At 66.2% G+C, this 23,281-nt stretch carries 24 protein-coding genes; 13 read left to right on the top strand and 11 right to left on the bottom strand.

Annotated elements, in window-relative coordinates; genetic code table 11:
• Positions 1-143: 143 nt before the first annotated feature.
• The 3 genes from BCL79_RS12605 to grxD all read right to left on the bottom strand — a co-directional run bounded on the left by BCL79_RS12605 (position 144) and on the right by grxD (position 4,912).
• The gene (locus BCL79_RS12605; protein ID WP_253247663.1) at positions 144-3,407 is read right to left on the bottom strand and encodes a TonB-dependent receptor; all 3,264 of its coding nucleotides are present in this window, start codon (positions 3,405-3,407) and stop codon (positions 144-146) included.
• 447 nt (positions 3,408-3,854) lie between these two features.
• The gene (locus tag BCL79_RS12600) at positions 3,855-4,595 is read right to left on the bottom strand and encodes an SDR family NAD(P)-dependent oxidoreductase (protein ID WP_121041668.1); all 741 of its coding nucleotides are present in this window, start codon (positions 4,593-4,595) and stop codon (positions 3,855-3,857) included.
• On the bottom strand, positions 4,592-4,912 hold the full coding sequence (grxD, locus tag BCL79_RS12595) for a Grx4 family monothiol glutaredoxin (RefSeq protein WP_019186185.1): 321 nt from the start codon (positions 4,910-4,912) through the stop codon (positions 4,592-4,594). The genes BCL79_RS12600 and grxD overlap by 4 nt, the downstream gene beginning before the upstream one ends.
• Positions 4,913-5,074: 162 nt before the next feature.
• Here grxD and BCL79_RS12590 point away from each other — a divergent pair, with 162 nt between their 5' ends.
• The gene (locus tag BCL79_RS12590; protein ID WP_121041666.1) at positions 5,075-5,656 is read left to right on the top strand and encodes a superoxide dismutase; all 582 of its coding nucleotides are present in this window, start codon (positions 5,075-5,077) and stop codon (positions 5,654-5,656) included.
• A 35-nt stretch (positions 5,657-5,691) separates the two neighbouring features.
• Here BCL79_RS12590 and BCL79_RS12585 read toward each other — a convergent pair whose 3' ends face one another.
• Positions 5,692-6,840 carry a 5-(carboxyamino)imidazole ribonucleotide synthase gene (locus BCL79_RS12585; RefSeq protein WP_121041663.1) on the bottom strand — a complete coding sequence of 383 codons (1,149 nt, stop codon included), beginning with the start codon at positions 6,838-6,840 and terminating at the stop codon, positions 5,692-5,694.
• Positions 6,837-7,340: a 5-(carboxyamino)imidazole ribonucleotide mutase gene (gene purE, locus BCL79_RS12580; protein WP_019186188.1), complete on the bottom strand. Its 504-nt coding sequence runs from the start codon at positions 7,338-7,340 to the stop codon at positions 6,837-6,839. Before purE ends, BCL79_RS12585 begins: the two co-directional genes overlap by 4 nt.
• 59 nt (positions 7,341-7,399) lie before the next feature.
• On the opposite strand from purE, the gene BCL79_RS12575 reads away from it, so the two are divergent.
• From BCL79_RS12575 to BCL79_RS12560, 4 genes are all read left to right on the top strand, one after another.
• Positions 7,400-7,669 carry a Trm112 family protein gene (locus tag BCL79_RS12575; RefSeq protein ID WP_019186189.1) on the top strand — a complete coding sequence of 90 codons (270 nt, stop codon included), beginning with the start codon at positions 7,400-7,402 and terminating at the stop codon, positions 7,667-7,669.
• Entirely contained in the window at positions 7,666-8,526 is an 861-nt protein-coding gene (nadC, locus tag BCL79_RS12570; RefSeq protein WP_121041661.1) for a carboxylating nicotinate-nucleotide diphosphorylase, read from the top strand. The genes BCL79_RS12575 and nadC overlap by 4 nt, the downstream gene beginning before the upstream one ends.
• A gap of 67 nt (positions 8,527-8,593) precedes the next feature.
• Positions 8,594-9,721, top strand: a complete 1,128-nt coding sequence (locus BCL79_RS12565; RefSeq protein ID WP_121041659.1) for a DUF2272 domain-containing protein — start codon at positions 8,594-8,596, stop codon at positions 9,719-9,721.
• Positions 9,722-9,805: 84 nt separating this feature from the next.
• Positions 9,806-10,162: a DUF3301 domain-containing protein gene (locus tag BCL79_RS12560; protein WP_019186192.1), complete on the top strand. Its 357-nt coding sequence runs from the start codon at positions 9,806-9,808 to the stop codon at positions 10,160-10,162.
• 34 nt (positions 10,163-10,196) lie between these two features.
• Here BCL79_RS12560 and BCL79_RS12555 read toward each other — a convergent pair whose 3' ends face one another.
• From BCL79_RS12555 to BCL79_RS12530, 6 genes are all read right to left on the bottom strand, one after another.
• On the bottom strand, positions 10,197-10,640 hold the full coding sequence (locus tag BCL79_RS12555; protein ID WP_121041657.1) for a ClpXP protease specificity-enhancing factor: 444 nt from the start codon (positions 10,638-10,640) through the stop codon (positions 10,197-10,199).
• 153 nt (positions 10,641-10,793) lie between these two features.
• Complete coding sequence (locus BCL79_RS12550) at positions 10,794-11,429, bottom strand: glutathione S-transferase N-terminal domain-containing protein (protein ID WP_019186262.1); 636 nt, start codon at positions 11,427-11,429, stop codon at positions 10,794-10,796.
• 160 nt (positions 11,430-11,589) lie between these two features.
• Positions 11,590-12,291 carry a cytochrome c1 gene (locus tag BCL79_RS12545; RefSeq protein ID WP_428999463.1) on the bottom strand — a complete coding sequence of 234 codons (702 nt, stop codon included), beginning with the start codon at positions 12,289-12,291 and terminating at the stop codon, positions 11,590-11,592.
• Between the two features lie 37 nt (positions 12,292-12,328).
• Positions 12,329-13,588: a cytochrome b gene (locus BCL79_RS12540; protein WP_121041653.1), complete on the bottom strand. Its 1,260-nt coding sequence runs from the start codon at positions 13,586-13,588 to the stop codon at positions 12,329-12,331.
• 2 nt (positions 13,589-13,590) lie between these two features.
• Positions 13,591-14,211: a ubiquinol-cytochrome c reductase iron-sulfur subunit gene (gene petA, locus BCL79_RS12535; RefSeq protein ID WP_019186259.1), complete on the bottom strand. Its 621-nt coding sequence runs from the start codon at positions 14,209-14,211 to the stop codon at positions 13,591-13,593.
• Between the two features lie 171 nt (positions 14,212-14,382).
• Entirely contained in the window at positions 14,383-15,363 is a 981-nt protein-coding gene (locus BCL79_RS12530; RefSeq protein WP_121041651.1) for a lytic transglycosylase domain-containing protein, read from the bottom strand.
• Between the two features lie 119 nt (positions 15,364-15,482).
• Here BCL79_RS12530 and miaB point away from each other — a divergent pair, with 119 nt between their 5' ends.
• The 8 genes from miaB to BCL79_RS12490 all read left to right on the top strand — a co-directional run bounded on the left by miaB (position 15,483) and on the right by BCL79_RS12490 (position 23,280).
• Entirely contained in the window at positions 15,483-16,946 is a 1,464-nt protein-coding gene (gene miaB, locus BCL79_RS12525; RefSeq protein WP_428999457.1) for a tRNA (N6-isopentenyl adenosine(37)-C2)-methylthiotransferase MiaB, read from the top strand.
• A 237-nt stretch (positions 16,947-17,183) separates the two neighbouring features.
• The gene (locus BCL79_RS12520; protein WP_121041649.1) at positions 17,184-18,170 is read left to right on the top strand and encodes a PhoH family protein; all 987 of its coding nucleotides are present in this window, start codon (positions 17,184-17,186) and stop codon (positions 18,168-18,170) included.
• Positions 18,167-18,652, top strand: a complete 486-nt coding sequence (gene ybeY, locus BCL79_RS12515) for an rRNA maturation RNase YbeY (protein ID WP_121041647.1) — start codon at positions 18,167-18,169, stop codon at positions 18,650-18,652. Before BCL79_RS12520 ends, ybeY begins: the two co-directional genes overlap by 4 nt.
• Positions 18,653-18,707: 55 nt before the next feature.
• Positions 18,708-19,394, top strand: a complete 687-nt coding sequence (locus BCL79_RS12510) for a hypothetical protein (RefSeq protein ID WP_147433897.1) — start codon at positions 18,708-18,710, stop codon at positions 19,392-19,394.
• Between the two features lie 81 nt (positions 19,395-19,475).
• A complete protein-coding gene (locus BCL79_RS12505; RefSeq protein WP_121041643.1) occupies positions 19,476-20,069 on the top strand; it encodes a hypothetical protein in 594 nt (197 codons plus the stop codon).
• Positions 20,070-20,134: 65 nt separating this feature from the next.
• Positions 20,135-21,016 (top strand): HlyC/CorC family transporter, encoded by an 882-nt coding sequence (locus tag BCL79_RS12500; RefSeq protein ID WP_121041641.1) that lies wholly within the window; start codon positions 20,135-20,137, stop codon positions 21,014-21,016.
• Between the two features lie 8 nt (positions 21,017-21,024).
• A complete protein-coding gene (locus BCL79_RS12495; protein WP_121041639.1) occupies positions 21,025-22,266 on the top strand; it encodes a DUF4105 domain-containing protein in 1,242 nt (413 codons plus the stop codon).
• A gap of 15 nt (positions 22,267-22,281) precedes the next feature.
• Positions 22,282-23,280, top strand: a complete 999-nt coding sequence (locus BCL79_RS12490) for a magnesium and cobalt transport protein CorA (protein WP_121041637.1) — start codon at positions 22,282-22,284, stop codon at positions 23,278-23,280.
• Position 23,281: the final 1 nt, after the last annotated feature.

Genomic DNA, 23,281 nt, shown 5'->3' with positions numbered 1-23,281 from the left:
TACCGCCCCTGCACGCGAAGGTGCCAAGCCCGCGAAGCCTACACGCCCCGACCCCAAGGCACAAGGGCTTGTCTGGTCCGCGCAAAAAGAAACGGCTGGGGATGCCCCCAGCCGTCTCCGTCACCTTCACATCAGTACAGCAATCAGAAGGTGTAACGCAGGGTCAGCAGCAGAGACCAGCGCTGCGACGGGCTCAGGCTTTCATTGACCGCGAGCGCCTTCGGCGAGTAAACGCCACCAGCGTTGTAGTTGGTGCCCGAGATGTCGTAGATGTACTTGCCATCGGCACTGACACCCGAGACGTCGGCCAAGCGACGGATCAACGGGAAGTCAGCGCGGTGTTCGATACCCCAGTTCTTGTCGATCATGTTCAACACGTTGAACATGTCGAGGCGGATCTCACCCTTGTGACCCTTCATGAAACCAGGGATTTCCTGGCTGAAGGAAAGATCGATCTGATTCACCCAGCCAGCGCGGCTGGCGTTGCGATTGGCCACCGAGCCAGCTGCACGACTCAGGTCGGTGCTGTTGCCAAGATAGTCCCAGAACGAATCTGCCATCGCAGCGGAGGCGGCATTTGCCCAGACCACATCGCCCGGACCACTCGGGACGTAGGCAAGCGAACGACCCGAGATGCCGAGACCCTGGGCATCGTTGCCGAACACCCAGCTGTACGGCGCGCCGGTATGACCGTCATAGAAGGCAGACACGCGGGTCGCATAATCGCCGAAGAACTTACGCTCCCAGCTCAGCGACGCGATGATGCGGTTCGGAATCGAGTAGTTCGACGTCGACAGCACGTCCTCACCCGGGTTGTACCACGCGTTGTTCTGATAGCTGCTGTACGCAACGCTCGAGGTGCCCGGATTGACTTCCTTGGCGCGGCTGTACGTGTAAGCCAGCATGCCCGACCACGAACCATTGAACGGCTTCTTCAACGAAACGGTGAAGTTGTCCGAGCTGCCCTTGTCGGTATTTGCCAGTTCAATGACATTGCCGAAGGACGGGTTCTTGTTCCAGTTGGGCGTATTGGCGCTGGCCGGAGCACCAGCCGGGTTGCGGGCGTAGGTGAAGCGGCCGTCCGGCAGCGTGCCGGTCGGAGCACCGGTGTTCAGATCGCGGTAGATGATGCCCTTGTCGACTTCAAGATGCTGGTATTCGGCAGTGAACACCAGGTCCGACCAAGGAAGCTGATGGTCCAGGCCCAACGTGTACTTCCACACGGCCGGGAGCTTGAAGTCCGGATCGACCACATTCACCGTCATGTTGGAGGTACCCAGTCCAGGCGGGGTGATCACGCCACCCGGAACGTTCTGGTTGGCGCCGTCGCCGCTGAACAGCGGATCGCTGGGCAGGCGCAGGCGGTTGATGTCGTAGCTGGTCACAGCAACGCCGTTGTTCGAATACGGGTTGCCGATCCACACGGCCGGCGTGTTGGAAACGAACAGACCCGCGCCACCACGCAACTGAGTCGGACGCTCGCTGTCAAACTCGTAATTGAACGACACGCGCGGCTGCACCACGCTGTTTCCATCAATGGTGCCCGTGTTGGCATAGCCGAAGCCGCCAGTTGCCGCACCCGGGTTGGCCGGATTGTTACGCAGACCGCACGAACCCAGATTGCCCAAGGTGCCCGGATCGGCGGCGAAACACTCGTTCAGGGTCGGCAGCGGGTTCACCTTCGGCATGTCATAACGCAGGCCGTACTGGACGGACAGGCGATCGGTCGCCTGCCAGGTGTCCTGCAGGAACAGACCGTACTGCTTCAGCTTGAACTCGGCTGCAACGTTGCTCAAGCCATAACCAGCTGCGGGCTGGGCGAGGCGATAGCGACGATAGGTGCCGTTCTCGAAATCGGCAATCGAGTTGAACTCGTACGTGCCGTTGTAGCGCTGCAGGAACAGGTTGTACACCTCATCCTGCTGGTAGTCGAAACCAGCCTTGATCACGTGATCGCCCAGGAACCAGCTACCGGCGAAGTAGGCCGTCAGCGACTTGGTACCCAGCACGTTTGCCTGGCTGGAATATTCCGTGCCGAGAACGACGCTCGGACCGGTGTCACGGCCGCTGGTGCGGACGGTGATTTCCGGCTGGTAACCACCGGCCAGCGGCACACGGCTCTGGTCGAACTTGCTGTAGCCCACGGACGCTTCGGTCGAGAAGGTGTCGCTCCAGTCATCATAGAAACTCAGCGCGTAGCTGGTGTTTTCCTTGGCGACGTTGTACCAGTTGCTCGACAGCTTCAGCTGATCGGTCGAGCTGGCGGTGACGATCGGCTCGTCTTCCTCGGTACGACTGAAGCGAAGGCTGGCACGGTGGAAATCGTTGATGTTCCAGTCGATCTTGGCCAGGTAGCGCTTGCTCTCGATATCCGCATTTGCCGAAGAGGTATCACCGGCGACGACGCCAAAGCGATCAGCGGCAGCCGTGATGCGGTTCAGGTCCGCAGTGGTGACACCCGAAACGGTGCTGGCAGCGCCGGAATCGGCAGTGCCCCACAGCGAGCCCGGGCTCTCCTTGATGCTTTCTTCATAGGAGGCGAAGAAGAACAGCTTGTCCTTCAGGATCGGGCCGCCAACCGTCGCGCCCTTGGTGGTGTCCTTGGTGAAACCGGTCCACTTCGCGCCGTTCTGGCTCTTGCCGACCATGTCATCCGGATCCTGGTAGACGTAGTACGCCGAACCATGGAACTCGTTGGTGCCGCTCTTGGTGACTGCATTGACCCAAGCGCCGACGCCGCGGCGGGTAGCCACGTCAAAGTTGGCCGTCGAGATGTTGTAGCTTTCAATCGCGTCCTGCGAAATCGGCGTACCCTTCGTCGGCAGGCCGTTGTCATTCAAACCAAAGGGGTCACCGGCGTTGATCGTGTCGATCGTGATGCTGTTGTAACGATTGTTCTGGCCCATTGCCGAGAACGCACCGCGGTCGCGATCGGTGACGACCACGCGCGGATCCATACGCACAACGTTCTGGATCGAGCGATCCGGGGTCGGCGTGCGGTCCAGATCCTGACGGCTCAGATTGGTGGCAACGCCCTTGTTGTCCGAGGTAAAGGCTTCCGGCATGCGCGAGGCAACGACACTGACCGAATCAAGCGTTGCCACGTCACCAGTCAAGGCGGCGCTGACGTTGGTGACCTTGTCCAGGTTCAGATACACGCCCTCTTCGGTGCGGGTGCCCTCCCCGGACTTGGTGATGGTGATGGTGTACGGACCACCCACGCGCAGGCCGCGCGCGTTGTAACGACCCGACGCATCGGTGGTCGCACGGCTGACCGTGCCCGACTCGGTGTGCGTGATGGTGACTTCGGCACCAGCGACAGGCGCGCCTGCAGCGCCCGTAACCTGACCGCCGACACCGGCAGAGGTGCTCTGGGCGAAGGCGGGGGCGGCGGCAAGTGCAGCCATGAGACCAAGCGTCAGCTTGGACATCCGGAGACAACGGGAGTGGGTCATTGGGGAGTAGCCTCGATGCGAGATTGGCGATGGCGGAGAAAAAAACGCGCCCAAGCAGCCTTGCTGGCGGCTGACTGGACTTTTATCTGGGTTCCCTAGCCGCGAGCTGGTTTCAGCCGCAACGGTTAACACTAGATTAACACGATAGCCTTGGATTGTGACGGTTTGGAGACAAAACACACGCCATCACAACGGGATCGTGACGCTATCTTCACATCTATTTATGACCGGCTGAATGCGGGCCATTTGGCGCCGCCAGCGGTTTCGGGAGGGTCCCCGCGGGGTTTTCAAGGTTCACTGGGGAGCCGGCCAGCGGCCGGCACTACCTGACAGCCGTGGGACGGCCCTGGGCACGGTCGCCCTGGGCACGGTCACCCGACGGTGACGCCCTTCCCGCCGTCAGGCGTCGAGAATCTGGCCGCGATACGCGCTGCCGGCAGCAGACAGCAGCAGGACCGCCGCGGCGGCGCAGTCGGCCGGGTCACGGGCGGTGCGGTCTTCATCCAAGGAAAAAGCACGGGCGCGCAGCGCCGTACGCATCGGGCCCGGCTGCAGGCCACTGACCCGGACCGGGCTGCGGCCCAGTTCATCATGCAGGGAAGCGATCAGGCCGCGCAGGCCGTGCTGGGCGGCGCCGTAGCCGCCCCAGTAGGCCTGCCCTACCCGCGCGGGATCATCCACGGTGAACACCAGTGCGGCATCGTCGCTCTGGCGCAGCAGCGGCAGGCAGGCCTGGGCCAGCCAGGCCGGCGCGGTCAGGTTCACGTGGATGGCGCGGGCGAAGGCAGCCGGGTCGGCCAGCTCGAACGGGGTCAGCCCGGCGAAATCGGCCGCGCAGTAGAGCACCCCGTCCAGATGGCCGAGTTCGGATTGCAGGCGCTCGGCCAAGGTGGCGTAGTCGTCCGGGGTGGCGCCTTCCAGATCCAGCGGATACAGCAGCGGCTCGGGGCCAGCTGCTTCGACGGCGGCATAGACGCGATCCAGGCGGCGGGGTTTGCGCCCCAGCAGGACCACGGTTGCCCCGGCCTGCGCGCAGGCGACGGCCGCGGCGCTGCCGAAGCCTCCCCCGGCGCCGGCGATAAGAATGACGCGATCGGCGAGCGATCCGGTCCCGACCACCACGGACGGGACCGCACTCACGGCTGGGAGGCCTCTTCGACGATGCGCTTGAGCTCGCCGGATTCGAACAGCTCCAGCACGATGTCGCAGCCGCCGATCAGCTCGCCGTGGATGAACAGCTGCGGGAAGGTCGGCAGGTTGGAGAAACGCGGCAGGTTGGCGCGGATCTCGGGTTCTTCCAGCACGTTGACCGTGCGCAGCGCGATCGCGCCGGCGGCCATCAACGCCTGGATGGCACGGCTGGAAAAGCCGCACATGGGATATTGCGGAGTGCCCTTCATGAACAACACGAGGGGGTAACGTTCGACTTCGGACTGGATCTGCTGCATCACCGCCACAACGACTCTCCCTCCAATGGGACAACCCGGCCTCACCGGTCGGATAGACTTCCCTGACCGCCATTGTATGCCCTACCTTCGCGTGGTGGGCACCCTGCCATCGGCCACACTGATGACGATCCGCCATGGATCGGCGCTCTTCCCTCCCAATCTGCCGTGCCCATGCCTCTAGAACTACCTCGCCTTCCTTATGACCGCGCCGCTCTGCAACCCCACCTGTCGGCGGAGACGCTCGACCTGCACCACGGGCGGCACTTCCGGGCTTATCTGGAGGCAGTGAACGCCCGTATCGAAGGCACGGAGCTGGCCGAGCTGCCGCTGGAGGAGATCGTCCGCCAGACCCAGGGCAGCCTGTTCGATGCGGCCGCCCAGGCCTGGAACCACCAGTTCTATTTCCAATGCCTGCACCCGCGCGCCGGTGGCGATCCGCAGGGTCGGCTGGGCGAACTGGTGACCCGTCATTTCGGCGATGCCAAGCGCCTGCGCGAGGCCTTCGACCGCGCCGCGCTGAGTCTGTTCGGCTCGGGCTGGGTGTGGCTGGTGCAGCACCCCAATGGCGCACTGGCGATCCAGGTCACGCGCAATGCGGGCACGCCGCTGACCGGCGAGAGCACTCCGCTGCTGGCCTGCGATGTGTGGGAACACGCGTATTACACCGACTACCAGAATGAGCGCGCGCGCTATCTGGAGGCGTTCTGGAAGCTGGTGAACTGGGACTTCGTCACCGCGCAATTGCGCGATTGAGGCGGTGCCGGCCAACGGCCGGCACTACCCGATGCTCAACCGCGCAGGATCTTGATCACCGGCGCGACCTGCTCACCGCGATCAAGCTGCGCACCGACGCTTTCCAATGCACCGGCCAGCGCCGCCGCATCATCATCACGCAGCGTGGCATGGCCGACCTTGCGGCCGTCCCGCGCCTGCTTACCGTAATCGTGCCAATGGCCGCTGGCCTGGCCGAGCACGGCCGCGGCACCGGGCATCTGGCCGATCCAGTTGAGCATGCAGGCATGGCCCAGCATGCGCGTGTCGCCCAGCGGCAGGCCAAGCACGGCACGCAGATGGTTCTCGAACTGCGAGGTCTCGCTGCCTTCGATGGTCCAGTGGCCGGAGTTGTGCACGCGCGGCGCCATCTCGTTGGCCAGCAGTTCATCGCCGCGGCAGAACAGTTCGAGCGCGAACACGCCCACATAGTCCAGGCGCTCGGCCAGCGTACGTGCGTAGCCGATGGCCGCCTCGTACTGGGCCGCCGGCAGCTGCGCCGGGGCCAGACTGGCCGAGAGCACGCCATTGACGTGCCAGTTGCCGGTGATCGGCCAGGCGCGGAACTCGCCATCCTGCCCGCGGACCGCCACCACGCTGACCTCGCGATCAAAGGCGACGAAGCCTTCCAGAATCAGGCCGGTCTTTTCGACGTAGCTGCCGAGGGTTTCCCATGCCGCGTCGATGTCGGCCGCGCTGCGAATCCGGAACTGGCCCTTGCCGTCATAGCCCAGCCGGCGGGTCTTGACGATGCAGGGCATGCCGAACTCGGCGACCTTGGCCGCCAGTTCGTCGCGGCTGCGGATATCGGCGAAGGCCGGCAGCGGGATGCCCAGCGACTGGAACAGGGTCTTCTCGCTGAGCCGATCCTGGGCCACGGCCAGCGCATCCGGATTGGGATACACCGGCACGCGCTCGGCCAGGAACGTGGCGCTGCGCGCCGGCACGTTCTCGAAATCGAAGGTCACCACGTCCACGCGCGCGGCGAATGCAGCCAGGGCCGCCTCATCCTCGAACGCGGCCACCTGCAGCGGGGCCACCTGGGCACCACAGGCATCGGCGGCCGGGTCGAACAGCTCGAAGCGCAGCCCCATCGGCGCACCGGCCAGGACCATCATGCGGGCGAGCTGACCGCCGCCCAGAATGCCAACGGTCCTGAGGGTCATTGACGCGGATCGTCGTGGGCCATGACGTCTTCGGTCTGGCGGGCGCGGAAGGCCTCGAGCGCTTCACCGATCGCCGGCTGGTCCGAGGCCAGCATGGCGGCTGCGAACAACGCCGCGTTGGAGGCGCCGGCGTTGCCGATGGCGAAGGTGGCGACCGGGATACCGGCCGGCATCTGCACGATCGAGAGCAGCGAATCCATGCCGTTCAGCGCCTTGGACTGCACCGGCACGCCCAGCACCGGCACGGCGGTCTTGGCGGCGATCATGCCCGGCAGGTGCGCGGCCCCGCCGGCACCGGCGATGATCGCGCGCAGGCCACGCTGGCCCGCCTGCTCGGCGTAGGTGAACAGCACGTCCGGCGTGCGGTGCGCCGAAACCACTTTCACTTCATAGGGAACGCCCAGCGAATCCAGCTTCTGGGCGGCGTGCTGCATGGTTTCCCAATCCGAGCGGGATCCCATGACGATGCCGACGAGCGGCGCGGTTTGGTTGAGGGTCATTGGCCGTCACCTGCCTTAAAGACGTATTCTAGCCGTCTTCCACGCAAGACGAAGAATCCATGGATCGCAAGCTGCTCGACCTCCTGTGCTCGCCCGATACGCGCCAGCCCCTGTCCCTGCTCGACGCCACCGGTCTGGACGCGCTCAACCGCGCGATCGGCAGCGGTGCCGTGCTCAAGGCCGATGGCAGCCCGCAGGCGCAGACGCTGCGCGAGGCCCTGCTGACCCGTGACCGCAAGCAGGTGTTCCGCGTGGACGACGGCATCCCGGTGCTGCTGGCCGAAGAGGCCATCGCCACCGCCCAGATCGCCGATTTTCCGGAAAAATGAGCCACCTCCCCGTGCCGGCCCCCGAGGCCGCCCTGGTGGCCGCCGATGTGGCCCGTGCACTGGCCGAGGACATCGGCAGCGGTGATGTCACCGCCGCCCTGCTCCCCGACCGCCCCGACAGCGCCTACCTGCTGTGCAAGCAGGACGCGGTGATCGCCGGCCGCCCGTGGTTCGATGCGACCCACCGGGCGCTCGATCCAGAGGTCCGGATCGAGTGGCGCGTGGCCGAGGGCGACCGCGTCGCCGCCGGCACCGTACTGGCCCTGCTGCAGGGCCGCAACCGCAGCCTGGTGAGTGCCGAGCGGACCTCGTTGAACTTCCTGCAGACGCTGTCCGGCACGGCGACCACCACCGCGCACTACGTCGCGGCCGTGGCCGGTACCGGCGCGCGGATCCTGGACACCCGCAAGACCCTGCCCGGGCTGCGCGTCGCGCAGAAATACGCGGTCCGCTGCGGTGGCGGCGACAACCATCGCCTGGGCCTGTTCGACACGGTGATGCTCAAGGAAAACCACATCCGTGCGGCCGGCTCACTGACCGCAGCGGTGCTGGCGGCGCGTGCGCAATGGCCGGCGTTGCCGCTGGTGGTCGAGGTGGAAGACCTGGACCAGCTGCGCGAGGCGCTGGCGGTGGGCTGCACCCGCATCCTCATCGACGATTTCGACGCCACCACGCGGCGCGAGGCCGTGCGCATCGCGGCCGGGCGGATTCCGCTGGAGGTGTCCGGCAGTGTCGGCCTGGACGGCCTGCGCGCGATCGCCGAGGACGGCGTGGACTGCATCTCCATCGGCGGGCTGACCAAGCATGTGCAGGCAATCGACCTGTCATTGAAACTGGGCCCGCCCCCACAGGGCTGATGCCGCTTTCACGGTATGGGCAGATGCGGTCTGCGAGGCTGCGTCTGCCCCCACCTGGAATGCACGCATGCGCTGCCTGCCGCTTCTCGCCTGCCTGTCTCCCCTGTTCGCGCTGCTGCCGCCGCAGGCGTCCGCCGCCGAGGTCTGCGATGTACCCCCGCGGTTCGGGCTGAGCCCGCTGGCCGTGGCCATCGTGCAGACCGCGTGCAATGAGCACCGCCTCTGGTACCGGCCCTTCATCGATCGCGATGGCCGCGCGGCCAGTCTCAGCGTGACGGAAGCCGAGGACGTCCACCTGGCCGACAACGGCCTTGTCGCGTGGCAGCGGGTGGTCGGCTACTGGCGGCAGAGCGGCACCTTGTCGCCGATGGGCAGCCAGCCCGGCGCATCGAGCTGCATGGCCCCACCGGGCACGCGCTACACCGATAGCGACTGCCGTGCCTTCCTGGTGGACAACCCGTGGTCGGCCGCCTTCATTTCCTGGGTGATGACCCGCGCCTCGGTGCCCGGCTTCACCCGCTCGCCCCGCCACATCGACTACATCCGCGCGGCCTACCAGAACAGCGGGCCGTACCGGATGACCGACCCGGCGCAGGAGAAACCCGCGCCCGGCGACCTGCTGTGCTACCTGCGCGACCGCCGCGAGACCCTGAGCTACACCGGGCTGGTGCAGTCGCTGGGCAGCGGCGCGGTGACGCACTGGAAATCGCACTGTGAAGTGGTGATCGCGGCCAACATGGGCGGCGACCGCACGCTGTATCTGATTGGTGGCAATGTCATGAACACCGTGGCGTTGCGCAAACTGTCGCTGGACCGCAGCGGCCGGATCGAACTGCCGCCGGCGAAGGCCAATGCAGGCGATGGCGTGGATCTGGGCTGCACGCCGGGCCGCGAAGAGGAATGCAGCTTCAATCGCCAGGACTGGGCCGCACTGCTGAAACTGGTGGCCACCGCGCCGGCGGCGGTGCCGATGGGAGCTCCGGACCCGGCGACCCTGCCCGCTCCCGGTGCGACGGCACCGCCGATGGCCACCCCGGCTTCCCAGGCACCGATGCGCGCGCCCACCGTGGTGCCGCCCCGTCCGCCGGTCCCGAGCGCGAACCCGGTTCCGGCCCCGCCGGCGAGCCCGACTCGGACGCCGACACCCACACCGACACCGATACCCGTCCCGCCACCGCCACCGCGCACGCCCTGATCGCGATCGCGCGGATGGCTTGATCCGCGCCGCATTCGTCGCCATCTTGGAGGGACCGACCTCCCTGACCGCGCCGAGTCACCGATGCCCAGTTTGATCCTGTTGATGATTGCCGGCGCGTTTGCCTACGCCTTCTGGAATTCTTCGCGTGCCGCCGCCGAACGTGCTGGCGTGCTTGGGCGCAATGCCTGCCGCGCTGCCGATGTGCAGTGGCTGGACCAGAGCGTGCACGCCACCGGCCTGCGCGTATGCCGAAAGGACAACGGCTGGCTGGGCTGGGAGCGCACCTTCAAGTTCGAGTACTCGCACGATGGCGTGGACCGCCACAGCGGGCGCATGGTGCTGCGCGGTGATCAGCTGATCACGTTCGTGGGGCCATCGGCGGCACGGATCAGCGAGATCCGGCGCGATATCGATACGCGCGATGCCGAGGACGTCTGATGAAATGGCCGCCTTGCGGCGGCCATGGTGGATCTTATTTGACCACCCGCAGATGCGGGCGACCGCTGGGCTTGGGCGGTGCGTCGTCCGGCGGGGTCGGTGAATCGTCCGGCGGCAGCTCATCGTCCGGACCCGGCTCATGGCCCGGGATGTCATCCGGCAGCGCCATGCCCTGCCCCGTCTCGCGGGCATAGACGGCCAGCACGGCCGAGATCGGCACCTGCACCGGGTAGCTGGTGCCGGAGAAGCGGGCCGAGAAGCTGACGCTGTCATTGTCGATATGCAGGCGCACCACGGCGCGCTCGGCGATGTTCAGCACGACGCGGCCATCCTTGACCGCGCTCTGCGGCACCTGCACGCCAGGCAGGCCGGCGTCGACCAGGATATGCGGCGTCAGGTCGTTGTCATTGATCCATTCCACCAAGGCCCGCAACAGGTACGGGCGGTGGCTGGTCATGCGAAAAGTGTCTTCAGTCATGTGGTAGAGCCGAGCCGTGCTCGGCTGCTCTTGATCCGGATTGCCTGATGCAAGTGTACGCGCCCGCCTACCCGCAGGTCAGCCATGGCGCGTACCGGCACCGCGATTTCGTTCAGTACACGGGTGTGCCGCATGCGGCACACGTACCCCCGATCAGACCGGCAGATCGCGCAGTTTCTTTTCCTGGTCGGTCAGGCTGCGGATGAAGCCGGGGTGCCGGAAAATGCGGTTGCCATAGTCTTCGATCGACTTGCCATCCTTCGGCAGCGGCACGTCCAGTGCCTGCAGCCGCCAGATGATCGGTGCCATCGCGCAGTCGGCCAGGCTCATTTCCGGGTTGAGGAAGAACTTGCTGGCCTTGAACAACGGCACCGCGCTGGTCAGCAGTTCCTTCAAGCGTTTGCGCCCGGCCTCGGCCTGGGTCTTGTTGCCCAGCTGGATGGCCTGCACCTGTGGCACCCAGTCGTGTTCGATGCGCAACATCGCCAGGCGGATGCGGGCCCGCGAGAGCGGATCGACCGGCATCAGCGGCGGGTGCGGATAGCGCTCGTCCAGGTATTCGCTGACCACCGACGCCGCGTACAGCACCAGCTCGCGTTCCACCAGGGTGGGCACGGAGTGGTACGGATTGAGATCGATGAGATCTTCGGGCGGGTTCTGCGGGTCGACCGGCACCGAGTCATAAGTGACGCCCTTGGCCGCCAGTACCAGCCGCACGCGATGGCACAGCACATCGTCGTTCGAGGAAAACAGCGTCAGGGTATTCCGCATGCGTACGCTCGCCGCCATCAAAGGCTCTCCAACGTCCGGTAACCGCCGGTCGTATCGGCGCCGCCAGCCCATTGCCAACGGTCGTCACAGTACCCGAGTGTGCAACCGCACATCACAAAAGCCAATAGGTCGATCGTCCCACGGCAGGAACGATCGACACGGGAAGGCGCCCGGCCGCTCAGTGGACGTCCTTCCAGTATTCCTTCTTGAGCAGATAGGCCAGGAAGGTCAGCAGCGCCAGGAACAGGATCACCCACACGCCCAGCTTCTGGCGTTTGAGGGCCGCCGGCTCGCCGGCATACTCCAGGAAGTTGGTGATGTCGCGCACCACCTGATCGTACTGCCCGGCATCGATGTTGCCCGGCTGTTCGATCTTCAGCCCAACCACCGGAGCATCCAGCCCGGGGCCCTCGGCCTTGCCGTGCACCGCATGCTGCAGCCCCTGCATTTCCCACAGGGGGTTGGGCATGGAGGCATTGGGGAACACGGTGTTGTTCCAGCCCAGCGGCCGCGTGGGATCCAGGTAGAACGATTTGAGGTAGGTGTAGACCCAGTCGCTGCCCCGCACGCGCGAGATCAGGCTCAGATCCGGCGGCATCTTGCCGAACCACTTCTCGGCCTGCGCCTTGGGCATCGTCACCGGAATCGGCTCACCCACCGGGGTGCCGGTGAAGTTGAGGTTGTTCATGACCTCTTCTTCGCTCAGCCCGAGATCGGCGGCCATGCGCGAGTAGCGCAGGTATTTCAGCGCGTGGCAGCCGGAGCAGTAGTTCATGTAAAGCTGTGCGCCGCGTTGCAGCGAGGCACGATCGCTCAGGTCATTGCCTGCCTGCAGGGTCTTGGCGCCCTCGGCGGCATCGGCCACCGCGACACCGAGCATCAGCGCCGCCGCGCAGGCCAGCCGGACAATCCAGTGGTCAGTCATGCGTGGTCACCCGGTCCGGTACCGGCTTGGTCCTGTCCAGCTTGGTCCATAGCGGCATGGTGATGAAGAAGGCGAAATACAGGAAGGTCAGCACGCGCCCGATGTAGGTCTCGTGCGCATCCGTACCCGGGCCGGAGCCGATCACGCCCAGCCACACGAAGCACACCGCGAACATGCCCAGCAGGCCGCGCGAGAGCAGGCCGCGGTAGCGGTAGGACTTCACCCGCGCGCGGTCCAGCCACGGCACCAGGAACAGGATGGCGATCGCCGAGAACATCACGATCACGCCACCGAGCTTGTTGGGCACCACGCGCAACATCGCGTAATACGGGGTGTAGTACCAGACCGGCTTGATGTGCTCGGGCGTCACCAGGCGGTTGGCCTCGGTGAAGTTGTCGTGCTCCAGGAACAACCCGCCGAAGGCCGGGGCGAAGAAGATGATGAAGGCGGCGATGATCAGCAGGAAGCCGGCGCCGACCGCATCCTTGAGCGTGTAGTAAGGATGGAAGGGAATGCCATCGGTAGGCGCGATGGCCGACCAGCGGTTGCCCTTCGGGCCCTTCTTGATCTCCACGCCGTCCGGGTTGTTGGAGCCCACTTCATGCAGCGCGCCCAGATGCAGCACCACCAGCAGCAACAGCACCAGCGGCAGTGCGATCACGTGCAGGGCGAAGAAGCGGTTGAGGGTGGCGTCGCTGGGCAGGTAGTCGCCCATGATCCATTCGGTCAGGCCGGTGCCGATCACCGGGATCGCGCCGAACAGCGAGATGATCACCTTCGCGCCCCAGAACGACATCTGGCCCCACGGCAGCACGTAGCCCATGAAGGCCTCGGCCATCAGCACCAGGTAGATCAGCATGCCGAGGATCCAGACCAGTTCGCGCGGCTTCTGGTAACTGCCATAGAGCAGGCCGCGGAACATGTGCAGGTAGACCACGATGAAGAACAGCGAGGCACCGGTGGAGTGCATGTAGCGGATCAGCCAGCCCCACTCCACGTCCCGCATGATGTATTCGATGGAAGCGAACGCTTCGGCCGCGTTCGTCTTGTAGTGCATCGTCAGGAAGATGCCGGTGACGATCTGGTTGACCAGGATCAGCAGCGCCAGCGAACCGAAGTAGTACCAGATGTTGAAGTTCTTCGGCGCGTAATACTCGCTGACATGCTTGCGGTAGACCGGCATCAGGCCCGGCGCGCGGGCGTTGACCCAGTCGGCCAGTCCGGTGGCGGTGCGGGAAAGGATATTGGCCATGATCAAGCCGCCCCCTGCGGATCAACGCCGATGATGATGGTGTTGTCGTCCTGGTAATGGTGCGGCGGCACCAGCAGGTTGATCGGTGCCGGAACATCCTTAAACACGCGACCGGACATATCGAAACGCGACTTGTGGCAGGGGCAGAAGTAGCCGCCCTTCCACTGCGGGTCGTAGGGCTCGGGGCGGATCTCGGCGACCATTTCCGGCGAACAGCCCAGATGGGTGCACAGCCCGACCAGCACCGAGACCTCGGCCTTGATCGAACGGAATTCGGGATTCTGCTTGAGCACGTACTCGGGCTGCTGTTCCTTCTCGCCCGACTCGGGATCCTTCAGGCGGCCGTCCAGCCCGTGCAGCGCATCGAGGATGGCCTTGGAGCGCTTGACGATCCAGATCGGCTGCCCACGCCACTCCATGACCAGACGCTGGCCTTCCTGGAGCGCACTGATGTCGGCAATCACCGGGGCACCGGCCAGTTTGGCGCGGGCGCTGGGATTCCAGGACTTGATGAACGGTACCGCTGCAAATCCGACGCCAACCGCTCCGACCACCGCAGTGGTTGCTGAGAGAAACCGCCGACGTCCAGTGTTGACTGGATCGTTTACCCCATCGTTGGCCATCCGGCACTCCGATATTGATTTAGGTAGCTTGAGGCTGCCAGCAGACCGGTGGGGGCCAGTCCACATTGAATCAGCCGCGAGTGTAGCTGAACCGAAGTCGGCCACACAACGCGGTACTACGGAACGACATTACCCCGACAGTACGGCATCAGGTACTCCCGGCGCCATCGGTTATTGCTGGGTGGCGACCGCACTTCGATAGCGGTCGGCCAATACGGCCACCCGCTTCACGTAATACTGGGTCTCGCTGTAAGGGGGCACGCCGCCATGACGGGCTACCGCGCCCTCGCCCGCGTTGTAGCCCGCGGCGGCGAGGGTCAGGTCACCATTGAAGCGCTTGAGCAGCCAGGACAGGTATTGCACGCCGCCGCGGATGTTCTGCGAAGCATCATAGGAATCACTGACCCCGAAGCGACGCGCGGTGGGCGGCATCAGCTGCATCAGGCCCTGCGCGCCGGCCCGGCTCAGCGCCAGCGGGTTGTAGGCGGACTCGGCATGGATGATCGCGCGCACGATCGCTTCTTCCACCCCGAACTCCCGGGCGGCCGCGGCAATCTCGCTCTGATAGGCCGTGGTGTTGAGGCGGACCGAGCCGAAGTTGACCGAGGGGTTCGCGCCACAGGCATAGCAGCGTTCGATGAAGGTGTAATGGATGGTGCGGACCTGCCCGAGGCTGGCCATCTGGGCCGGACGTGCGCTGGTGTAATGGCGCACGCCGTCCTTCATATACGAATAGAGCTGACCGCTGCGGACCTGCCCAGCCTTGCCGGCTGCGGGGGCCCGGGTGGGCGGCGCGGTCAGCACGGCGGCCGGAGCCGGAGCCGGAACCGGGGCGGGCGTGATCGCGGTGGCGACCGTGGCGGTATCGGCCCGGACCGGCGCGGCGGTGCCCCCCGCTGCGGGTGTGGCGCTGGCGATCTGGGCGACCGGGGTCGGCGCGGGCGGCGCGGGCGGCGCAGTCGGGGCCCGGCGGGGCGCGCTGCGGTCGGGCCGGTAGCTGCTGATCACGCTGCAGCTGGCCCCGCCCACGCGCTTGCTCACATAGCTGGGAATGCCGTCGGCACCAACACACTTGTACAGGGTGCCCGCACTGGCCGGCATAGCGGTCAGCGCAGCCAAGGCCAGCGCAGCGATCCCCAACATCCCCTTCATGAGCGGGAGTGTCCCCAATTCGCCGGGGATTGCCAAGGGGGGCGCCCGACCCAGCTACAATGGCCTGCTCACCGCAGCCATCCGGCTGCCTGCCCGCCCACCCGACTGGAATAAGCGCCATGACCGGGACGCCAGCTTCGACCGCGCCGACTTCGACCGGTTCTGCCTTGCCTGCCTCTGCTCCGCCCAGCTCCGCCCCCCGCCCCGATCTGCTCCCCCTGCCCGGCGCCACGCCGCAGGTGACCGGTCCGGTGCGCGGCAAGCTGTACATCAAGACCCACGGTTGTCAGATGAACGAGTACGACTCGACCAAGATGGCCGCCGTGCTCGCCGCCTCGGAAGGGCTGGAACTCACCGACGACCCGGCCGAGGCCGACGTGTTGTTGATGAACACCTGCTCGATCCGCGAGAAGGCCCAGGAGAAGGTGTTCAGCCAGCTGGGTTACTGGAAGGCACTGAAGAACAACGGCCGTGGCGTGATCATCGGGGTCGGCGGCTGCGTGGCTTCGCAGGAAGGCGAGGCGATCATCAAGCGCGCGCCACACGTGGACCTGGTGTTCGGCCCGCAGACCCTGCACCGCCTGCCGGAGCTGATCCGCCAGCGCCGTGAATCGGGCAAATCGCAGGTGGACATCAGCTTCCCGGAGATCGAGAAGTTCGATGCCCTGCCCGAGCCGCGTGCCGAGGGTGCCTCCGCGTTCGTCTCGATCATGGAAGGTTGCTCGAAGTACTGCTCGTTCTGCGTGGTGCCCTATACCCGCGGCACCGAGGTCAGCCGCCCGTTCGAGGACGTGGTGGTGGAAGTGGCGCAGCTGGCCGCGCAGGGTGTGCTGGAGATCAACCTGCTCGGCCAGAACGTCAACGCCTACCGCGGCCCGTATGGCGACGGCGAGTTCGCCGACCTGGGCCTGCTGATCCGCACCATCGCCGAGATCGACGGCGTCGGCCGGATCCGCTTCACCACCTCGCACCCGCTGGAGTTCAGCGATTCGCTGATCGATGCCTACCGTGATGTGCCGCAGCTGGCCAACTTCCTGCACCTGCCCGTGCAGGCCGGCAGCGACCGCGTGCTCTCGGCGATGAAGCGTGGCTACACCGCGCTGGAGTTCAAGTCCAAAATCCGCAAGCTGCGCGCGGTGCGTCCGGACATCTCGATCAGCTCGGATTTCATCGTCGGTTTCCCCGGCGAGACCGATGCGGAGTTCGAAAAGACCATGAAGCTGATCGAGGACGTGGGCTTCGACCAGAGCTTCTCCTTCATCTACTCGCGCCGCCCGGGCACGCCCGCCGCCGATCTGGAAGACACCACCCCCGATGCGGAAAAGCACGCGCGCCTGTCGCGCCTGCAGGCCCGGATCAACGAGCAGGCTGCAGCCATCTCGGAAAAGATGGTCGGCACCGTGCAGACCGTGCTGGTGGAGGGTCCGTCCAAGCGCAACCCGAACGAGTTGACCGGCAAGAGCGAGAACATGCGCTCGGTGAATTTCCCGGGGCACCCACGCCTGATTGGCCAGTTCGTGGATGTGGTGATCACCGAGGCGTACAGCAACTCGCTGCGCGCGCGGATGGTGACGGCAGACTGAGCTCAATGGCCGGACCGCGGTCCGGCCATCGTTGACGCTTTTTTGACCACGCAATCGAACCCGTTGCCGCAGTAGGGCTGGCGCCACCTATCCACAGGTTGCTGCACCGGCATTGCACAGCCCCTGTGGAAAACCACTTTCCGCCGGTGCTGTAGCGGCAGCCCCACACCCGCGCTACCCTGTTCTCCCTTTCCCTGCTTGCGGCCCGGTCGGCTGGACCGGCGGCCGCCGGACGCAATGACCGCACTCGCACAACGCGACTTCACCCTCATCCCGGAAGACAACGAGCGCCTGGCCAACATGGCCGGTCCGTTCGATGAACATCTCCGCCAGGTGGAACTCAAACTCGGCGTGGAAATCGCCAACCGTGGCCACGTGTTCCGCGTGACCGGCCCCAAGGCCGTGGTGGCCGACGCGCAGGCGCTGATCGAAGCGCTGTACGCCGAAGCCGGCGACGTGGTGTTCGACAGTCATGCCATCCACCTGCGGCTGAACCAGGCCAACGTGGAGCATGTGGTCGAGCGCGCCTACGAGGCCCAGGACGTGGCGATCAAGGTCAAGCGCGGCACCGTGCGCGGCCGAGGCGCCAACCAGGCCCGCTACCTGCACCAGATCACCACGCATGACATCAACTTCGGCATCGGCCCGGCCGGCACCGGCAAGACCTTCCTGGCCGTGGCCAGCGCGGTGGAAGCGCTCAATGAAGCGCGCGTGCAGCGCCTGATCCTGGTCCGCCCGGCGGTGGAGGCCGGCGAGAAGCTGGGCTTCCTGCCCGGCGACCTGAGCCAGAAGGTGGACCCGTACCTGCGCCCGCTGTACGACGCGCTGTACGAAATGCTCGGCGTGGAGAAAGTGCTCAAGCTGCTGGAGAAGAACGTCATCGAGATCGCGCCGCTGGCCTACATGCGCGGCCGCACGCTCAACGATGCGTACGTGATCCTGGACGAAGCGCAGAACACCACGGTCGAACAGATGAAGATGTTCCTGACCCGCCTGGGCTTCGGCTCCACGGCCGTGGTGACCGGCGACCTCACCCAGACCGATCTGCCCAAGCACGTGAAGTCCGGCCTGCGCGATGCGATCGATGTGCTGCGTGATGTCGAGGGCGTGAGCTTCACCTTTTTCGAAGCGCGCGACGTGGTCCGTCACCCGCTGGTGGCCCGCATCGTCAGCGCCTACGACCGCCGCGATCTGCAGCAGGTCCAACCCGGAGCGACCCCATGACCCGTGGTCCCGTGCGACTGGACGTCGCCATCAGCTACGCCCTGCCCCGGGCTGGCCTGCCCTCGGCGGTGAGCTTCCGCAAGTGGGTGGCCGCCGCACTGAAGGGCCGCATCCGCGAGGCCGACCTGGCGATCCGTCTGGTCGATGCCAAGGAAGGGCAGTCCTTGAACCGGCACTACCGCGGCAAGGATTACGCGACCAACGTGCTCAGCTTCCCGGCCGAACTGCCGGAGGGCCTGCCCAAGGGCGTGAAATTCCCACTGCTCGGCGATCTGGTGATCTGCGCCCCGGTGGTCGCGCGCGAGGCCGACGAGCAGGGCAAGGCGCTCAACGCCCACTACGCGCACCTGACCGTGCACGGCGTGCTGCATCTGCTCGGCTGGGACCATGAGGACGAGAAAGAAGCCGACGCCATGGAACAGCTCGAGCGGGACATCCTGGCCGAGCTGGGCATTGCCGATCCGTATGCCGGCGAACGCTGAGCGTCCCCTGCGTTGCGTGCACTGATTGCTCAACCATACAAGGATGTATGCCGCCATGCTGGTTCCTGATCGTCGCTCTGTACTGGGCCCCGTGCTGCTCGCACTGTCGTGGGTGGGATTGCTGTACGCCGCGATCGGTGCCCCCGGGCTCGCCGCGCTGACGCCGGCCGGCCGTGACCCGGGCGCGCTGCAGCTGGGCATGCTTGCGCTGTCGGCGGTGATCGCCGTGCTGTCGTTGGCGCCCGCGCGAAGCTGGTGGGCGGCGCGGCAGCGACGCGCCCCCTTGTCCGCCGCATGGGCCGGACGTCTGGCCGGCCTGGCTGCCGGCGTGTTCGTGCTGGGCACGCTGACCTGCGTGGTGGCGGGCCTGATCCTGCCGCATCTGCTGGCCGGTGCTGACGAAGCGACCCTCAGCGCCGCCGGCCTGAGCGTGGTGATCTGGTCGGGGCTGGCGGCCGCGCTGGTGGCGCCGCTGGGCTGGCGCACGCTGTATCGCTGGTCACGTCGCGACGGCGCCTCCCCGGCGCAGTCATCGACCTTCCACGCGCGGCCGGTGCAGGTCGCGCTCCTGTTCGTCCTTGCCGCTGCATTCGCCCTGGTGTTCGGGCGCGCGCTACTGTCGGCCACCGCCGACGGGCCGGGCGCGCTGCATCTGGCTGCCGCGGCCCTGGTGCTGTGGGCGGCGGGAATCGCGGTGGTCACCTTCTCCGCCACCCTGCGCTGGCTGTTCCGCCGTCGTTGACGCCTGCCACCGCCGGCCGGTGCCGGCTATGATCGTCGCCGCGTCCGTGCGCTGCACGCCTTAGTTGATGGACCTGTTCCGATGATCCCGTTCCGATGTGCCTGCCTGGGCCTGCTCGCCCTGCTGCCCACCCCGGCCTTCGCCGAGGCGGCGCCGCTGGACCTGCCCGCCTTGATTGAATGCCGCAAGAGCGTGAGCGATTACGATGCCGTCGCCCCGGTCGTGGCCGACCCGCTCAAGGCGGTCGCCAACGGCCTGCAGCCGCTGCCGCAGACCAACCAGTTCATGACCGAATTCCGCCTGGCCGCCCCGATCACGGTGTTCGGCGAGCGTGCCGAGTACATCACGGTGGCCGGCGCCAGCATCATGGCGATCCTGGACCTGGCCGACCCACGCCCGCTGGCCAAGCGCCTGGCCCTGGAGGACGGCGTGGATACCCCGGCGAAGTTCATGGCCGGGCGCGAGCTGGTCAGCCGCGACGTCACCGACCCGCGTACCGGCGAGGCCCTGATCGAATCGGTGATCCTGAGCCTGTCCACGGTCAAATCCCACCCCGGCAAGACCCTGGCCGGCTGTACCTACAGCCTGGACCTGCCACCGGAGGACGACACCCCACCGGCGGGCGCCGCCCCGGCCCCTTTGCCGGGCGTGAATCCGCCCTCGGCCGGGCGCTGACAGGCGCCCGCATCCTGATAGACTAAATCCAACGCCCGGCACGCCGGGTGCCTTTTTTTCCAGAGATGTCTGAAGACGACAGTAGTAGCTCCACCCAGGAGCACAATGAAAAGAAGCGCAGCTGGCTCGAACGCCTGACCGCTGCCTTCTCCGGCGAACCCCACACCCGCGACGAGCTGGTGGCGGTACTGCACACCGCGCACGAAGACGGCCTGATCGCCGCCGACACGCTGCGGATGATGGAAGGCGCCATTTCGGTGGCCGAGCTCACCGTCGGCGACGTGATGATCTCGCGCTCGCAGATGGTCTCCCTGCCGGTCGAAGCCCCCTTCCTTGACCTGATGAAGCAGGTGGTCGAATCCGGCCATTCGCGCTTCCCGGTGCACGGCGACAACAAGGACGACATCCTCGGCATCCTGCTGGCCAAGGACCTGCTGCGCGGCGTGGTGGCCGACAACGGGCCGGCCAACATCCGTGAGCTGCTGCGCCCGGCGGTGCTGATCCCCGAGGCCAAGAAGCTCAACGTGCTGCTCAAGGAGTTCCGGCTCTCGCGCAACCACATGGCTATCGTGGTCGATGAGTACGGCGGTGTCGCCGGGCTGGTCACCATCGAGGACGTGCTGGAACAGATCGTCGGCGAGATCGACGATGAGCACGACGAGGCCGAGGACCACACCTCGCAGATCGCGATCCAGGCCGACGGCCAGTACGTGGTCGATGCATTGACCGCGATCGAGGATTTCAACGAGCGCTTCGGTGCCACGTTCCCCGACGATGATTACGACACCATCGGTGGCCTGGTCACCGAGGCGATCGGGCACCTGCCTGAAACCGGCGACGAGCTCACCCTGGACCGCTTCGTGTTCCGGGTGGCGCGTGCCGATGCCCGACGCGTGCAGGCGTTCCATGTGACCGTGCTGCCGCCCGACACCCACAACGAGGATTGACCCACGCCATGCGGCCCCCTTTGAATCGGTGGTCGCCGTGCCGCCTGTTGTTCGTGTTGTCGCTGCTTGCGATGGCCAGCCTGCCCTTCGGGGCGCTGGCCGCGCAGGATGCCGCCCCGGCCACTTCCGCCGAGGCGCCACGCATCGGCGTGGTCACCATGCAGCCGGGCGAAATCTTCTTTGAACGCTTTGGACATGACGCACTGGTCGTAGTCGATCCGGTGACTGGCGATGCGACGTCGTACAACTTCGGTTACTTCGACCCGAGCGAGTCCGATTTCATCGGCAACTTCGTGCGCGGCGACATGATGTACTACCTGGTCGCGCTGCCGCTTGGGCAGGACCTGTCGTACTACCAGGAGAGCGGCCGCGGTGCGAGCGTGCAGTGGCTGGATCTGACGCCTGCGCAGGCGCGTACCCTGGCCGCGTCGCTGGCCGAGCGGGCCAAGCCCGAGAACGCGCGTTACCACTACGATTACTACACCGCCAACTGCGCCACCATGGTCCGCGATGCGATCGACGGCGCGTTGGGCGGCGGGCTGCATTCGCAGCTGTCCGGGCGCTCGCGCGGCAACACCTACCGCAGTGAATCGGTGCGCCTGGCTTCGCCGTCGCCGTGGATGTGGCTGGGCTTCGATATCGGCCTGGGCCCGTTCGCCGACCAGCCGCTGTCGCGCTGGCAGGAAGCCTTCGTGCCGATGCGCCTGGCCGATGCGCTGCGCCAGGTACGCAACAGCGAAGGTCGTCCGCTGGTGCAGGCCGAGCAGGAGCTGCTGCCGCACCGGATCGCCCCGGAGCCGACCGAATCCCCGCGCCGCTGGTGGCCGTGGCTGCTGTGCGGTTTGATCGCCGCTGCGGGTGTGGTTGCACTGCGCCGCCGGCGCCGCCTGCTTGGCGGCCTGGCACTGCCGTTCTGGCTGTTCTGCGGGATCGGCGGCGCGCTGCTGACCTACCTGTGGGGCTTCAGTGCGCACCAGGCCGCCTGGGCCAACCGCAACCTGCTGCAGCTCTCGCCGCTGTGCCTGCTGCTCGTTCCCGCTGCGATCACCCTGTTGCGCGGCCGCGCGCCGCGCGCGTGGTTCCGGCTCGTGCTGTGGGCGGTCGCTGGCGTGTCGCTGCTCGGCCTGGTGCTGCATTGGCTGACCTTGCAGGCGCAGTACAACCTGCAGTGGATCGTGCTGTTGCTGCCCATCCACGTGGCGCTGGCGTGGGTGCTGGGCCGCCGTGACCTGCCCGTCACGGGCCGCTGACGCACGATGCCCGCCATGGATACCGTCACACCTGAAAACCCCGCCTGCGTCATCAACTGCGTTCACTACGATGACCAGGGCAAGCGCCACGACATCGGCCTGGATGCGATCAGCGATGTGATCGCCAGCGACAACGGCTTCGTGTGGGTGGGGCTGTACGAACCCGACGACAGCGTGCTGCTGAAACTGCAGGAAGAATTCGGCCTGCACTCGCTGGCCATCGAAGACGCCCGCAATGCGCATCAGCGGCCCAAGGTGGAGGCCTACGGCAATTCGCTGTTCGTGGTGGTGACCACCGCGCAGATGGTGGACGAGCGGATCCGCTACGGCGAGACCCACGCCTTCCTCGGGCCACGCTTCCTGGTCACGGTGCGCCATGGGGCATCGCTGTCCTATGCCGCCCCGCGCGCGCGCGTGGAGCGCGAGCCGGAGCTGCTGCGCACGATGGGCCCGTCGTACTGCCTGTATGCAGTGCTGGATTTCGTGGTCGACAACTACCTGCCGATCACCCAGCGCTACCGAGACACGCTGGAGCTGCTGGAGAAGGACATCTTCTCCGACAACTACAAGCGCCAGACCGTGGTGCGGCTGTATGAGCTCAAGCGCGAGCTCAACAAGATGCGCATGGCCGTCGCACCGTTGCAGGACATGCTCTCCCAGATCAAGCGCTACCAGGGCGAGCTGGTGCCCGACGAAGTGAAGCTGTACCTGCGCGATGTGCACGACCACGCCGTGCGGATCAGTGATGTGATCGACACCCTGCGCGAAATGCTGGGTACCGCGCTGAGCGTCAACCTGTCGCTGGTGACGCTGGCGCAGGGCGAGACGGTCAAGCGCCTGGGCGCCTGGGCGGCGCTGCTGGCCGCCCCGACCTTGATCACCAGCTGGTATGGCATGAACTTCACGAACATGCCCGAGCTGGACAAGCCGTGGGCTTACCCGGCGATGATCATCGGCGTCGGTGCGGTGTGCGTGGGGCTGTACCGCTTGTTCAAGCGTGCGCGCTGGTTGTAGG

The sequence above is a fragment of the Stenotrophomonas rhizophila genome (assembly GCF_003651185.1).
Classification (GTDB): Bacteria; Pseudomonadota; Gammaproteobacteria; order Xanthomonadales; family Xanthomonadaceae; genus Stenotrophomonas; species Stenotrophomonas maltophilia_Z.
This window is presented reverse-complemented; position numbering and strand designations above follow the sequence as displayed.